Annotated in this window: 16 protein-coding genes; 5 read left to right on the plus strand and 11 right to left on the minus strand. The window is 65.8% G+C overall.

All coding sequences use genetic code 11. The features are described 5' to 3' along the window. Positions 1 to 47 precede the first annotated feature (47 nt). The 3 genes from DA075_RS33280 to DA075_RS36195 all read right to left on the minus strand — a co-directional run bounded on the left by DA075_RS33280 (position 48) and on the right by DA075_RS36195 (position 2,496). On the minus strand, positions 48 to 1,034 hold the full coding sequence (locus tag DA075_RS33280) for a hypothetical protein (protein ID WP_123834546.1): 987 nt from the start codon (positions 1,032 to 1,034) through the stop codon (positions 48 to 50). A gap of 161 nt (positions 1,035 to 1,195) precedes the next feature. Further along, positions 1,196 to 1,522, minus strand: coding sequence for a hypothetical protein (locus DA075_RS33285; protein WP_099957369.1), 327 nt, complete (start codon positions 1,520 to 1,522; stop codon positions 1,196 to 1,198). Between the two features lie 95 nt (positions 1,523 to 1,617). Then, positions 1,618 to 2,496, minus strand: coding sequence for a hypothetical protein (locus DA075_RS36195; protein ID WP_210207076.1), 879 nt, complete (start codon positions 2,494 to 2,496; stop codon positions 1,618 to 1,620). A gap of 461 nt (positions 2,497 to 2,957) precedes the next feature. On the opposite strand from DA075_RS36195, the gene DA075_RS33290 reads away from it, so the two are divergent. After that, positions 2,958 to 3,455: a DUF3526 domain-containing protein gene (locus DA075_RS33290; protein WP_099957370.1), complete on the plus strand. Its 498-nt coding sequence runs from the start codon at positions 2,958 to 2,960 to the stop codon at positions 3,453 to 3,455. A gap of 130 nt (positions 3,456 to 3,585) precedes the next feature. Here the strand turns inward: DA075_RS33290 and DA075_RS33295 are convergent, their stop codons facing one another. From DA075_RS33295 to DA075_RS33320, 8 genes are all read right to left on the minus strand, one after another. Beyond that, positions 3,586 to 3,909 (minus strand): hypothetical protein, encoded by a 324-nt coding sequence (locus tag DA075_RS33295; protein WP_099957371.1) that lies wholly within the window; start codon positions 3,907 to 3,909, stop codon positions 3,586 to 3,588. Further along, the gene (locus DA075_RS36200) at positions 3,906 to 4,172 is read right to left on the minus strand and encodes a hypothetical protein (RefSeq protein ID WP_123834550.1); all 267 of its coding nucleotides are present in this window, start codon (positions 4,170 to 4,172) and stop codon (positions 3,906 to 3,908) included. The genes DA075_RS33295 and DA075_RS36200 overlap by 4 nt, the downstream gene beginning before the upstream one ends. Next, entirely contained in the window at positions 4,156 to 4,662 is a 507-nt protein-coding gene (locus tag DA075_RS33300) for a copper chaperone PCu(A)C (protein WP_099957372.1), read from the minus strand. The genes DA075_RS36200 and DA075_RS33300 overlap by 17 nt, the downstream gene beginning before the upstream one ends. 95 nt (positions 4,663 to 4,757) lie before the next feature. After that, complete coding sequence (locus DA075_RS36205; RefSeq protein WP_123834552.1) at positions 4,758 to 5,111, minus strand: hypothetical protein; 354 nt, start codon at positions 5,109 to 5,111, stop codon at positions 4,758 to 4,760. 201 nt (positions 5,112 to 5,312) lie between these two features. Next, positions 5,313 to 6,371: a HoxN/HupN/NixA family nickel/cobalt transporter gene (locus DA075_RS33305; RefSeq protein WP_244936656.1), complete on the minus strand. Its 1,059-nt coding sequence runs from the start codon at positions 6,369 to 6,371 to the stop codon at positions 5,313 to 5,315. 51 nt (positions 6,372 to 6,422) lie between these two features. Beyond that, positions 6,423 to 7,295 (minus strand): DJ-1/PfpI family protein, encoded by an 873-nt coding sequence (locus tag DA075_RS33310; protein WP_244936657.1) that lies wholly within the window; start codon positions 7,293 to 7,295, stop codon positions 6,423 to 6,425. Between the two features lie 13 nt (positions 7,296 to 7,308). Next, on the minus strand, positions 7,309 to 9,456 hold the full coding sequence (locus DA075_RS33315; RefSeq protein ID WP_164712586.1) for a TonB-dependent siderophore receptor: 2,148 nt from the start codon (positions 9,454 to 9,456) through the stop codon (positions 7,309 to 7,311). 40 nt (positions 9,457 to 9,496) lie between these two features. Then, positions 9,497 to 9,835 carry a hypothetical protein gene (locus DA075_RS33320; protein WP_244936658.1) on the minus strand — a complete coding sequence of 113 codons (339 nt, stop codon included), beginning with the start codon at positions 9,833 to 9,835 and terminating at the stop codon, positions 9,497 to 9,499. A 197-nt stretch (positions 9,836 to 10,032) separates the two neighbouring features. Here DA075_RS33320 and tnpA point away from each other — a divergent pair, with 197 nt between their 5' ends. The 4 genes from tnpA (at position 10,033) to DA075_RS33340 (ending at position 13,010) form a co-directional block, all read left to right on the plus strand. Beyond that, on the plus strand, positions 10,033 to 10,458 hold the full coding sequence (gene tnpA, locus DA075_RS33325) for an IS66-like element accessory protein TnpA (RefSeq protein ID WP_099957375.1): 426 nt from the start codon (positions 10,033 to 10,035) through the stop codon (positions 10,456 to 10,458). Then, a complete protein-coding gene (gene tnpB / locus DA075_RS33330) occupies positions 10,455 to 10,811 on the plus strand; it encodes an IS66 family insertion sequence element accessory protein TnpB (RefSeq protein WP_099957376.1) in 357 nt (118 codons plus the stop codon). Before tnpA ends, tnpB begins: the two co-directional genes overlap by 4 nt. Before the next feature lie 67 nt (positions 10,812 to 10,878). Further along, positions 10,879 to 12,408 (plus strand): IS66 family transposase, encoded by a 1,530-nt coding sequence (tnpC, locus tag DA075_RS33335; RefSeq protein ID WP_099957596.1) that lies wholly within the window; start codon positions 10,879 to 10,881, stop codon positions 12,406 to 12,408. Positions 12,409 to 12,482: 74 nt separating this feature from the next. Continuing rightward, complete coding sequence (locus DA075_RS33340) at positions 12,483 to 13,010, plus strand: hypothetical protein (protein WP_244936659.1); 528 nt, start codon at positions 12,483 to 12,485, stop codon at positions 13,008 to 13,010. Positions 13,011 to 13,014 lie beyond the last annotated feature (4 nt).

Here is a 13,014-nt window from a genome sequence, read left to right on the forward strand (position 1 = left end):
AAGCAGTTTGCAAATGGCCGGGGCAGTTGCCCGCCCCGGCTCATCCGTCACTTTCGGCGACGCTTCCAGATCACTTTGCGAACCCGGAGTCGCAGAAACTCTTTATCCGTACCGCAGCAGATCACGTGGATCACCGCCCGCTGTCCCTCCTCCAGGTTCAAGAAGTGGGACTGCCGCTCCGGGGTGACCTCGAACTCGATGGTCCGCCGCCCTGCCGGGTCACGACCACGCTCGAACGCCGGCTTCACCCCAAACTCGAGATCATCAAGGATATCGAACTGCTCGCCATCCTCGGTGTCCTCATCACCGCCGCGGTCCATCACGCTCTCCTCGCCCTCCCCCGCTGCAACGTCGTCCGGCTCCTCGAAGGAGGCGCCCTCTAAATCGGCCAGGATCATGTCCTTCGGCGCACTCACCTGCTTATCATCCAAGTTGTAGTACTTTTTAGCGGAGGCGTAGTCCTCCTCGGTCCGAATTTGCTTGCGCCCCTTCTTCGGCTTGCGCGCCTCCCGCTCCAGATAGGCCTCGTAAAGCTTCTCGATGCCGCCTCCCCCCTCGATCTCTTCGGCCACAAGGTGGACCGGCGTGCCGACGATCATGATCGGGTGGAGGGCCGCAGCGAACTTGCCGGTACGGCTGCGCGCCTGTTTAGACGTCGCCTCGAACACGTAGTTCATCGTGTGTCGCAACGCGTCAGTATGGTGAGTACGCGCCTTCAGCTTTTGCTTGCCGGTTTGGAAGAACGGCTGATCGAAAAACTCCTTCCATGCCTTGTAATCGTTGTAGTAATGGCGACCGATGCCGACGCAGATGGCCAGCACCTCGTACAGGTCGCGGCGGTAGCCCGCCTTCAGCTTGCCCAGCTTGGACCGGGCTTCCAACGCCATGCCGTTTGGATTTTCTTTGATGCGACGTCGAAGGTCCGAATTGTCCGGCGGGAGCGGTCCGCGATTGTTGCTTCCCTCAATGGGCTCCGTCGTCCAAGCATCATCCGACTGCTCGGGCTTCTTCCTACCGCGCTTGCGCTTCGTCATGGTAGTTTGACCTTGATGGAGCAACGCGCGCCGTTCTCGTTACGAGAAATGCAGGGTGTCGCGGGCGCGCCGTTGCTGATGAGGGGGGGCCGCCGCGGGAGGGGGTATGAGCCCGACTGCGGCGGCGTGTTGGGAAAGCGCCTAACGGTAACGGCGCTGTATCAGCCGACGCGCTTGCGCTCGCCCGCCGCGATGAGGGCGGCAACGGCTTCCTGGTAAGGCCACTGCTCGGCGCCCGTCCAGCCCATGGGCTTCTCCGGCGGATGGAGCGACGCGGGGAAGGTTTCGCCCAGAATCAGCTCCAAGATTTCGATCTGCTCAAGGCCGAACTGCAGACCGAGACCGACGAGACCGGAGTAGTCGATGATCACCGGGCGGTCGGTGGTGTAGCCGATGCGCCAGCGCACACTACTGCCAATGGGATGGACTCGGCGCTGATGCACGTCGTACATCAACGGCTTGGTCAAACTCTTATTCTGTTCCGCCATGTTGTGGCCTCCAGCCCTCGGGTTGAGAGCAAGGCCGTTCTACGCCACGTCACATCGAGTAGGGGGTCGCGCTGCGCGGCGACCCCCTACTAAGTCTATGATTCTTTGTAAGAAACTGCATCCAGCAGATCCTCAGAGAGGGGCTGGAGCGTTGGTGCGGTGGGCGGGACCGGATGGGCGAGGTTGAGTGTCAGAAGCTCGTAGCCTCGCTCCTCCAGTCGCGCCTTCACAAATTCGTACTCGCCAACCGCTCGTCGCAACCCTGGCAAATCCTCAGCCTTACCCAGTAGATTTTTAGCGAAGGGCGCCCAACCAGTTCTCTTTGGCTGAAATATTTGGCTACCAAAGTGGCTATTCCAAACAAAACCTGCGAGAAAATCCCACTCTTTTCGACATTGCTTGCCCACTGTTTCACCACCTAAATACGGATAGTATTTTCTGATTGTGGCATGTGCGTCGGTACCTTGCTTTTGGTTGAAGAGAGATAAGGCTGTTTTCCATCCTCCTTTCTGCTTGGTATCTTCAACGTCGTAGCGGAGAGAGAAGTCATACAATGGAGCGCATCTTCGCTGATGGCGACGGCGGATCTGTAGTTTGAGATCAAGCGTTCTTGGACTATGTGCAACAGCAAATTTCCGGATACTAACTGGAGTTCTAAGTATATTTTTTAGAATATCTTTAGCATTGGAGTCATCCAGATAATTTGTAGCTGGATTTCCATCGATTTTATACGCCCTATCAATGCGTTGCAGCAGCTTGATCGACGCACAAGCATATGCTGAATTCAGTATATCGCTGCTTACTGTCAGATACCGATTAGGAAACTCCCTCTTATCTCGTTGTCTCTCGTTTAGTTTATGCCCAAAAAGGACTGCGATTTGCATTTCGTAAAGGCGAATAGCTCGCAACTGCAGGGAGTTCTGCTCATCTAACACGAATTCTAAAGCATCTGATACATTGTAGATGCGATACATAGAATTTTCCAACTGAATCATGCGTATCCTCAAGCTTACTACAAGCCAGCCTGACTTAAATGCCTAAGAAGATATGGATCTGCCTGCGCTCCTGACCAGCTGTGCGCACTTATTTTCGAAGTGCACGGCCACGGTTGACCATAATACGTGCTGGTAGGTCGAGCTTAACTACAGGGCGTGATAGGCTGCCGCAGCACGTAGGCCCGGGGAGCCGGGGAGCCGGGGTGTGGATCGACATCGAAGTGGGACCCCGGACTGGATCACGAGTAAACCATGGAAGCCACATTGAAAATCTCTCTCAAGGTGGGGTCCCGATCGGCGCCGACAGGGACCCCCGCTTGAAGCCGTTTTTCTGATTTATAAACAATAGTGTAGGCATAATTCCTGGTGGGGGCCCGCTTCAGTGCTGATACATAGGGAGCGAGGGCACACGGCTCAGCGCAGACTGGCTCGCGCCTCGCATGGCGGAAGCGGATCGTCGTCCCGGCCTTCTCGATGCTCCCGAAATAAAGCGCCTAGCGCGCGATGCCTTCTACGATGCGGCCCTCGCGCCGCACCGGCAGGTCGCGCGCACCCATGCGGTCGCGGCCGCCGACTGGAGCCGGCACTTGGCCCTTCTCTCCCCGGCGAGTGCGTTCGCCCTGGCGCTGGAGACGGCGGCCGGAAGCGATGCCGGCCGACACGCCGCCTTCCTGGCGGCGGCTGCCGACTACCGCGCGATCCTGCGGGCCTTCTTCGAGCCGCGCATCCTGGCTCAGGCGCTGCACCCGGCACCAGTCTGCGACGGCTGCCAGGCCCGGCTCTACTTCGGCGCCTATGACGACGTCCCCGCCTTCCCAGTCTCGCTCGAACCCGGCGCGGCCGAGCGGCAGGTGCTGCTGAGCTTAGGGAGTTTGCTTGCCGGCAGCCTCCTGCTCGGGCTGATCGCGTTCCGCCGGTTCGCCCGATGGCCCGTCTGACGGAGAAGCCGCCGGGTTCGCTAACAGCCTTGCATCTCGATAGGCATGAGCATCGCGCAGACGGATGCCCCAGGACGCGGACGTCCCGGGACATCTTGCCCGTCCGGCCGGGCTTGAACTTATCCGATCGTCACGCCTCCGCCCCGCAAGCAGTCAGGGGCGTCGCATGTTCCGCTGCAGCCGGACGCCGGTGCCTAGCCATGGCAAGCCGGCCCCGCCGCGTGATCTGCCAGACCATCTGCCCGGAGAAGGCCTCGCGGTGGATCGGACCGAGATAGCCGATGTGGTAGAGTTGCACCATCGCCAACACCTCCACGTGCTCCTCCGCCGACAGTTCGAGACGGCCGGCTGCGAGAGCGCGCTGCAGGAGGCTCGTCTGTAGGGGTGAGAGGCTGGCGAGAGACTGGCGGCGGGCCGCGGCGACCCTGGCCCGATCGGCCCGGGCGCGGTTCATCGACCACCTCCCCGGTCGTCCGTCACACTCCGGTCGGCTCCCCGAATGCGTGTAGAATCCTCGGCGCCGAGGGTCGTGAAGCGCCAGCCGGCAGCCTTCATAGTCGGCGGGCGGATCGCCTGCCCCTTGGCATCGTCCCGGCGGGTCCCAAGCGGCACGCGCCACGTCCCGGCGTGGACGGTAACGGCGGGCGCCGATGTCTGATCCGACGGTTCCATCAGGAAGATGAGAGGTGGTTTCGCCAGTTCAGTGCTGGTGCGCATGGCCCGCCTCCGGAGCCTTCGCGGCGATCGCGTCGATGGCGAACTCGACCGGCACGTTGCCGGCCCGCTCGAAGGACAGCGTGCCCTTGACCATCTCGCCCTGCTTGAGCGGGGCGGCCAAGTCCATAAACATGATATGGAAGCCGCCCGGCTCGAGCTTGACGGTCTGCCCCGGCTTGATCTCGAGGCCACCCTCGACAGGGCCCATCTTCATCACGTCGCCCTCCATCGTCATACGGTGGATCTCGACGTGGCCGGCGGCGCTGAGCGAGCCACCGACGAGCCGGTCGGGCATCGACCCGGTGTTGGTGATGACGGCATAGCCGCCACCGACCTTGGCGCCGCGCGGCGTCGCCCGAGCCCAAGGGTGGTCGATCTTCAGCGGTCCGACGCTGTACTCGTGCGCCAGCGCCAAACCGGTCAGCGCCGTAAAGGTGAGGGCGACCGCAGCAACGGTCTCGCGCAGGGGAAAGTGGATGCGCTTGGTCATGGTGGTTCTCCTCGTCTCGATGAGGGCGACCGCGGACAGCCGCCGACCGGGCGCGCGGCACGCGCACGCGACCCGGGTTTGCAGGACATCAGGGTTCAGACGAGAAGGGACGGCGGTGGGCGTGGACCACGGCAGAGCCGCGGCGGGCCGGTCGTCGGGCGGAGCCCGAGATCGGATACCCGGGAGCGAACCGCATCCAGGCGCACGATGCGCCAGCGCAGCAGCGTGAAAGTCTCCGGCACCGGCAGCAGCGGACCGGCAACGCAACCGAACGTGCAGCAGGATGGGGCCCGCGGCTGCTCCGCCCCGTCATCGGCCGTCGCAGGAGCTTTCTGCATCGTCGGACGACACAGGACGGGGCCGGTGCTGTCCGGCCCGATGGGAAGTGCCGAGGCGACGCCCGCCAGTCCGGTCAGCAGCAGCTGAAGGGCGAGCGCGTAGGAGAGCATGCATGCGCAAGCTGCCCGCAGCCATTCCGATTGCCGTCGAAGCCCACCCATGTCGAGAGCCTAGGCGATTCCCGAGGAAGCGCCATGCGGTGTTCCGTCAGCGTCCCCCTTGGGCGACGCCGCCGGCCAGCGCAGCTTCACCGAGCCGAGGATCGGCATCGGCGCTCCGAGAGCCCCGCGGATCTCAGTCGTCAAGGTCACTCAACCCTCCTCGTGCCGAAGGTCGAGACTGTCGAAGCGGCCGAGCCGGTAGACGAGCCAGGACACGGCCCAGGCCACTACGAACAGCCCGATCACCACGAAGCCGAGAAGACCGAAATTCTCGCTGAGATGCGAGACGGCGCTCCAGAAGGCTCCGTGCAAGCCGAGCTTGTCGCCGATGAGACTCAGGGCCTCGATGCCGCCCACCAGCAGGGCGACCGCCACGGAGACGAACGTGATGGTCAGGTTGTAGAAGAGCTTGCGCACGGGCTTGACATAGGCCCAGCCGTAGGCGCCGAGCATCAGCACGCCGTCGGTGGCGTCGACCAGCGTCATACCGGCCGTGAACAGCACCGGGAAGACCAGAATTGCCCACAGGGTCGTGCCCTTGCTGGCCTCGGCAGCCGCAAGCCCGAACAGGCTGACCTCGGTCGCGGTGTCGAAGCCGAGCGCGAACAACAGGCCGAGCGGGTACATGTGCCAGGGCCGGGTGATCAGGCCGAACAACGGGCGCAGTATCCGCGACAGGAACCCGCGCTGGGCCAGCAGGAGATCGAGATCCTCGCTCACGTAGCGCCCGGTGCGGCGGACCTCCCGAAAGGTGCGCCAGATGCCGGCGAGGAGCACCAGATTGACCGTTCCGATGAGCAACAAGAAACCGGCCGACACCCCGGTCCCGACGAGGCCGCCGAGATCCTTCAGGCTCTCGAACGCCGTCAGGCCGGCCGCCGTCCATGCGATGGTCACGGCCGCGATGATGACGACGCTCGAATGTCCGAGGGCGAACCAGAGGCCGACGGAGACCGGGCGCTCCCCGAACTGCATGAGCTTGCGCGTGACGTTGTCGATGGCCGCGATGTGGTCGGGATCGACGGCATGGCGCAGGCCGAACACGTAGGCGGCCAAGGCGGTTCCGAGCAGCACCGGCCGATCGCGGAACAGCCACCACGCCCACAGCCAGGCGACGATATTGAATACAAACAATGTCGCATACAGCAGGTATATTCTCGATCGCAGCGACTCCAGATTGAACGTCCGATAATGAGCGATAGGCATCATTCGACAATCTCGCTTCGGCAATTTCCAACGATGCACATCATCATCTGCCGTCTAAAGGCCGAGGCGTTTCGCTGCGGCGAGGGCCGCGTCCCTCGCCTGCCCGTCCATCCAGACCCGGCCCGTGCGCATCTGCGCGACGCGCTCCGGCCCGGCGAGGATCGGCGTGCCTTTGTGGAACGGAGGGGCCGGCTCGTATTCCAGGATGAGCTGCGTCCGCTCGGCGGCCTCCTGCCCGCGCAGGAGCACCGCGAGGGTCAGGCCGAAATCGAGGCCCGCCGTCACGCCGGCCCCGGTGAGCCGGTTGCGGTCATGGACCACGCGGGTATCGACCTTGGTCGCGCCCATGAGCGGCAGAAGATCGGTGACCGCCCAATGCGCGGTCGCCTCGTAGCCGCGCAGGAGACCGGCGGCTGCGAGCACGAGCCCCCCCGTGCAGACGCTCGTCACGTAGCGTGCGCGGACGCCCCGATCGGCCAGGAAGTCGAGGATCGCGGGGTTCTTCATGCAGGCGACCGAGCCCATCAGCCCGCCCGGCACGAAGAGCACGTCGAGGTCGCGCGGACACTCGTCGACGGTGCAGGTCGGGGTGACCGGGAGACCCAGATCCGTTGCGACGGGTTCTCTCGTCTCCCCGACGAGATGGATGTCGGAGTTGAGCATCTGGAGGACGCTCTGCGGGGCGACGAGATCGAGCATGACCATGCGGGGATAGACCAGCATGGCGACCTTGAGCGGCGCGACGTCCGATTGCTGCATCATGCGCGGCCGCGGGAGAGGCTGCGGCGACGACTGGGCGCGGGCGCCGGGCGTTGCTGCAGCGAGTAGGGCACCACCGAGGGCGGTCGCCGCGAAGCTGCGCCGGCTCAGCTCAGACGCGTCGAGGGATCGCTCTGCGGCCAGGTCCGCGGGCGTGGTTCGGGCCATGGTGGATCTCCGGTCAGAACTGGGTCGAGATCGAGGCGAGAACGGTGAACGGCACCGTCGGACGCAACACGTTGGCGCCATCGGTGTCGTAGATGCGCCGGTCGGTGATGTTCTGAAGGTTCAGCTGAGCCCGAAACGGCTGTCCCTGGATCGCGAAACGATACCAAGCCGCCGCGTCGAGCCGCACGTAGCCCGGAAGCTTGAACGTGTTCGGCAGCGTCGCCTCACGCGCCGTCTCGGCTCGTATGCCGGCGCCGATCCCGAAGCCGTCGAGGACGGAGCCGGACAGGAACTCGTAGGTCGTCCAGACCTGGCCGGCGTGCCTGGCGACCCCCGCCAGCAGGTCGCCGACGGGCAGCCGGTTGTCCTTGGTCACGTCAGCGAAGGTGTAGGCGTAGCTGACCACGCCTTTCCAGCCCGGCAGGATCTCCCCGGCGATATCCACCTCGACGCCGCGGCTCTGCTGCTCGCCGGACGCGATGCTGAAGGTGGCGTTCGTCGGGTCGGGGGTCGGCACGTTGGTGCGGGTGACCTGGAACAAGGCCACGGTAGCCTGCACACGCCCGTCGAACGCCTGCTGCTTCACGCCGACCTCGAACTGCTCGCTCGCGCTCGGAGGCAGTGTCGCGCCGCTGACCGTCGTCTGTGTCGTCGGGACGAAGCCGTTGGCCCAGTTCGCGAACAGGGCGGTCGTCGGAACCGGCTCGTAGGTGATGCCGAGCCGCGGCGAGAACCGGTCGGCGGCGTTGGCGCTGGTGCGGTTGGTGAGCCGGTTGAGGTTGACCGTGTCGGTGACGTCATAGCGCCCGCCCAGCAGCAGGCGGATCTGCGGCGTGAGCGTCATGAAATCCTGGACGTAGCCGGCGATGTTCGTGAAGCTGGCATCGGAACTCGCGCTCAATCGTAGCGCGCTCGGCGTCACGCCGTAGACCGGCGCGAAGATATTCAGGTTTGGAAGCGTTCCCTGGAAACTGGTCGCGCTGTTGAAGCTCCAGTAGGTCTCCACTCCGGCCAGCCAGTCATGCCGGATGTCGCCCGTGTAGAACGTCCCCGAGAACTCGTTCTGCCAGTCGTAGTCACGCAGGTGCTGGGGCCCGGTGACGAAGGTGCGCGAGACCGTGCGCCCGTCCGCGTTGAACCGAAGGACGGCGAACCGGTCGGTGCCGATGTCGTAGTTGACCGCGGATGCGTTGAAACCCGACCGGAAGCGGAGGTTCTCGTCGAACTTGTGTGTCCAGTCGTAACTGATGCGCTCCGCGTTGCGGTGGCTGTCGCGCAGGTTCGGATCGGAGAAGCTGAAGGAGTAAGGAAGCCGCAACGTCGTGCGTGACAGCGGCGACTGGTACGGCCCGTAGCTGAAGTTGCTCTGCAGGACCTGAGCGCGGACGATGATCTCGTCCTGGGCGGTCGGACGCCAGCGCAGGCTCGGGTTGACGAACTTGCTGTCACCATAGGCGAAGTCGCGGTACGTGTCGGTGCGGTCGAAGGCGCCGTTGATGCGCATGACGAGACGGCCGTCGCCGGTCAGGTCCTGGTTCACGTCGAAGGTCGGCCGGACGAGACCGAAGCTGCCGCCGGTGAGAGCGGCATTGGCGAAGTTCAGGTCGACGGGTGTCTTGGTGACGATGTTGACCACGCCGCCCGCCGCCAGGTTGCCGCCGTAGAGCACGGAGGCAGGGCCTTTCAGCACCTCGATGCGCTCGATGCCCTGGACATCCTGCTGGTTGCTGGTTTCGCGAAACCCGTCGCGCAGATTGGAGAAGCCGTCGTTGAAGCCGCGGATCCGGAAGGACTGGGAGCCCGGGATGGCATTGCTGCTCGTCACGCCGCTGACCGTATCGATGGCCTGTCGGATGGTGAGCGCGCCGCGGTCCTGGATCAGCTCCTGCGGGACGACCTGCACGGAGACGGGGATATCCTGGATCGGGGCCGGGATCTTCAGGGCCGTCGTCGTCCGCTTGGGGGTGTAGCCCTGAACGAAGAGATCGTTCGGCATCCTCCCGCCATTCGAGCCGAAGGCGGCGCTCCTCCGCTCGCCGGCGACGGTGATCTGTTCGAGCGCGACGGTGTCGGGGGGCGCGGACTGGGCGAGAGCGGAGGTGGTGGAAAGCAGCATCAGCGGCAGGGCGGCACGCAGCTCGGCCCGCGGAATGCGATACATGTTCATGTCCCATCGTCTGGCGGATCGGGGTACGGATCGCTCAGACGACGGGAGGCGCGCGGGCGCTGGCTCTGCTTCCCGGCGGCGCCCGGGGCGTCGCCGTGACTTCCGGACGCCAGACGATCACTTCCGCCCGACGCAACGGCCAGACCACGGCCATCGAAACCAGGAGTGGTGGGCTTCCTGCGCTCAGATCCTGAGCGGCGGTACAGCAGGCCGCGTGGGCATGGGCCGGGAGGGACTTGGCTGGCCCTTCCGCCGACGATTCGGCTTGCGGCGCGCAGATGATGTGCGCCTGGCTCTGATTGCCCGCGAACAGAGTTCCGGCCAACAGGATCTGGAGGGCGAGCGCGTACAACGCGACCACGGCGAGGGCCACGCGGCAGACCGGTCGAGCTGACAACCACGCACGCATGGTTCCGCGTACGGTGCGGCTCGATCCGCCGTCAATGCGGCAAACCCTGTTTTCTCATGCATTCAAGTTCGAAGAGACGTAAGCGTTCTTCCGAGCCCACCTACCGTCATGCGTGGTGAGGCGTAATGCTGATGTCCGTGGTTTGATGCGGGGATCGGCTTGTGTCTGGACTTGAGCATAGATTTGAGCCGCGCCGCCTGGAGGTGATCACGGGCGGCAGCGGGCGGCGGGTTTGGTCGGCGGATGCCAAGGCGGCGATCCTCGAGGAGAGCCTCGTGCCGGGGGCCGTCGTCTCGGCCGTGGCGCGCCGCCATGGGGTGACGCCCCAACAGGTGTTCGGTTGGCGCCGGGAGGCGCGCCGCGCTCTCGAAGCGGCGCAGGATCCCACGCCGATGATCTTCGTGCCGGCGACGACGCCAGTTGCGTCTGCTCTCCCGTCGGTGCCGTCACCGATGCGGTCGCCCGAGCGAGCGGCGGACGGCGCCGGGATCGAACTCGAGATCGCTGGCGCGGTCGTCCGCATCGGCGCTCACGCCAGTGAGGCTCAGATCAGGGCAGTGATCCGGGCTCTGAGGCCGCGGTCGTGATCGGGCCCAGCGGTGCCGTGAGGGTGATGGTGGCCACCCGCCCGGTCGACTTCCGCAAAGGCGTCGATGGGCTGGCCGCCCTGGTGCGTGACGCCATCGGCGCCGATCCATTCTCGGGCAGCATCTACGTGTTCCGTTCCAAGCGCGCCGACCGGATCAAGCTGGTGTTCTGGGATGGGACCGGCCTGGTTCTGGTGGCCAAGCGGCTCGAGAGCGGCGCCTTCCACTGGCCGGCGCCTCGCGACAGCACCGTGCACCTGAGCGCCGCACAGCTCTCGGCCCTGCTCGAGGGGCTGGACTGGCGGCGCGTTCACGGCCTGCGTCCCGTCGTGACCCCCGCCGTCGCTAGCTGAGCGGCGGAGTGCGCAGGACGCCTCGAGGCCATCGCAAGTAGCTGAGAACTATGCTCTAATCTTGTTCGTGCCTACTCCCGCTCCCCCTCCGCCAGACGATCCCGAGACGCTCAAGGCGCTACTGGCCGAGGAGCGGGCCGAGAACGAGCGGCTGCGCCAGATCATCCAGGCGATGCAACGCCACCGCTTCGGGCGGCGGGCCGAGAGCCTGCCGGAGGACCAGCTGCTGCTGGGGCTGGAGGAGGCCGAGCAGGGCGAGGCCGCCACGCTGGCGGCCGCCGACAGCGAGCCGGCCAGCCGGGCGACGCGGGTCGCCGAGCGGCGGCGCAATCGGGGAACTCTGCCTGCCCACCTGCCGCGGATCGAGCGCCTCGTCGATCCCGCCTGCCTGGTCTGCCCGTGCTGTGCCGGGACCTTGCACCGGATCGGCGAGGACGTCTCTGAACGCCTCGACGTGGTGCCGGCGCAGGTCCGGGTCCTGGTGATCCGCCGGCCGCGCTACGCGTGCCGGACCTGCGAGGAGGCGGTCGTACAGGCGCCCGCACCCGCCCGCCTGATCGAGGGCGGCCTGCCCACCGACGCGCTGGTGGCGCAGGTGCTGGTCTCCAAATACGCGGACCACCTGCCGCTCTACCGACAGGCTCAGATCTTCGCGCGCCAGGGCGTCCTTCTCGACCGCTCGACCCTGGCCGACTGGGTCGGGCGCGCCGCCTTTGCGCTGCGCCCCGTGCACGAACGCCTGCTCACGATGCTGCGGGCCAGCGGCAAGCTGTTTGCCGACGAGACCACCGCGCCGGTGCTCGATCCCGGGCGCGGCCGCACCAAGACGGGGCAGCTGTGGGCCTACGCGCGGGACGACCGGCCCTGGGGCGGACGCGATCCGCCGGGCGTGGTCTACGTCTACGCCCCGGACCGCACGGCCGAGCGGCCTCTTCGTCACCTGAGCGGCTTTGCGGGCGTGCTGCAGGTCGACGGCTATGGCGGCTACAAGGCCCTGGCGGATCGCGGCGGGATCCAGCTGGCGTTCTGCTGGGCGCACGTGCGTCGGCGCTTCTATGAGCTGGCGCAGGGCGGGCCGGCACCGATCGCCACGCAGGCGCTGGAACGGATCGCGCGTCTGTACCGGACCGAGGCGGAGATCCGCGGCCGCTCGGTCGAGGAGCGGCGGGCGCAGCGCCAGGAGCACAGCCGTCCAGTGATCGCGGCGCTAGAGCCGTGGCTGCGCGAGACGCTCGGGCAGCTGAGCCAGAAGAGCCGGCTGGCCGAGGCGATCCGCTACGCGCTGTCGCGCTGGGCCGGGTTGTGCGTGTTCCTGGAGGATGGCCGGGTCGAGCTCGACTCGAACGTGGTCGAGCGGGCGATCCGGCCACTGGCGCTGACGCGCAAGAACGCGTTGTTTGCTGGTTCGGATGGCGGCGGGCAGCACTGGGCGGTGATCGCCTCGCTGGTCGAGACGTGCAAGCTGAACGGGGTAGAGCCGCAGGCCTACCTGAATGATGTGCTCACCCGCATCGCCGAGGGCCATCCCAACCGCCGCCTCGACGAGTTGCTGCCCTGGGCCTACGCCAGCGCGCAAGACCTCAAAGCCGTGGCCTAAAGGCTCCGCTTACGAAGAGACAGGCCGCCTGGAGGGATGCGGGCCGAGCGCGCGACAATATCCACGATGTCCGCATGGGCTTCGTTTTCGGGCCCAGGCGCCCGGCAGGAAAACGATTTTTTGCCAGTGTGCGGTTTGGTCTCCGCACGCTACCATGGACAGAAATCGACAGCGGCGCGGGACCCGCCGCATTGACGCTGGCGCTAACAGGATCGTACGGCATCGCGATGCGCACGTGCCTGCCAAGCTGGCCGCCCGGTCGCGTGGTCATCGCGGTGGCCGCGCTGTACGCGCTCGCCCTGCAGGCGTTGCTCGGTGGCATGGTGTCTGCCGGCGTGCCGTCGGCGTCCCATATCATCTGCCTGCGGGATACGGGGTCGGCGGGACAAGCACCGGCAAAGCCGGCCCCCATGCACGGCCATATGGCATGCTGCGTCGTGGCCCACGGCATGGATGCGGCCAACCCGCCCATGCCGATCTCTGCAATGATCGTCTGGCCGGTCCGGCACGCGACCGCGGTGATCTGGCGGCCGGAAGTCGTCGCCTGTCCACGCGCGCCTCCCGGGGTCAGCGCCAGCGCCCGCGCCCCACCCATCGTGTGACCGA

Source organism: Methylobacterium currus (genome assembly GCF_003058325.1).
Lineage (GTDB): Bacteria > Pseudomonadota > Alphaproteobacteria > Rhizobiales > Beijerinckiaceae > Methylobacterium > Methylobacterium currus.

Excerpts from the sequence above, each read along its gene's own strand:
- DA075_RS33280 (WP_123834546.1), bottom strand. The coding sequence starts at position 1,034 with ATGACGAAGCGCAAGCGCGGTAGGAAGAAGCCCGAGCAGTCGGATGAT.
- DA075_RS33285 (WP_099957369.1), bottom strand. The coding sequence starts at position 1,522 with ATGGCGGAACAGAATAAGAGTTTGACCAAGCCGTTGATGTACGACGTG.
- DA075_RS36195 (WP_210207076.1), bottom strand. The coding sequence starts at position 2,496 with ATGTATCGCATCTACAATGTATCAGATGCTTTAGAATTCGTGTTAGAT.
- DA075_RS33290 (WP_099957370.1), top strand. The coding sequence starts at position 2,958 with ATGGCGGAAGCGGATCGTCGTCCCGGCCTTCTCGATGCTCCCGAAATA.
- DA075_RS33295 (WP_099957371.1), bottom strand. The coding sequence starts at position 3,909 with ATGAACCGCGCCCGGGCCGATCGGGCCAGGGTCGCCGCGGCCCGCCGC.
- DA075_RS36200 (WP_123834550.1), bottom strand. The coding sequence starts at position 4,172 with ATGCGCACCAGCACTGAACTGGCGAAACCACCTCTCATCTTCCTGATG.
- DA075_RS33300 (WP_099957372.1), bottom strand. The coding sequence starts at position 4,662 with ATGACCAAGCGCATCCACTTTCCCCTGCGCGAGACCGTTGCTGCGGTC.
- DA075_RS36205 (WP_123834552.1), bottom strand. The coding sequence starts at position 5,111 with ATGCTCTCCTACGCGCTCGCCCTTCAGCTGCTGCTGACCGGACTGGCG.
- DA075_RS33305 (WP_244936656.1), bottom strand. The coding sequence starts at position 6,371 with ATGATGCCTATCGCTCATTATCGGACGTTCAATCTGGAGTCGCTGCGA.
- DA075_RS33310 (WP_244936657.1), bottom strand. The coding sequence starts at position 7,295 with ATGGCCCGAACCACGCCCGCGGACCTGGCCGCAGAGCGATCCCTCGAC.
- DA075_RS33315 (WP_164712586.1), bottom strand. The coding sequence starts at position 9,456 with ATGTATCGCATTCCGCGGGCCGAGCTGCGTGCCGCCCTGCCGCTGATG.
- DA075_RS33340 (WP_244936659.1), top strand. The coding sequence starts at position 12,483 with ATGGGCTTCGTTTTCGGGCCCAGGCGCCCGGCAGGAAAACGATTTTTT.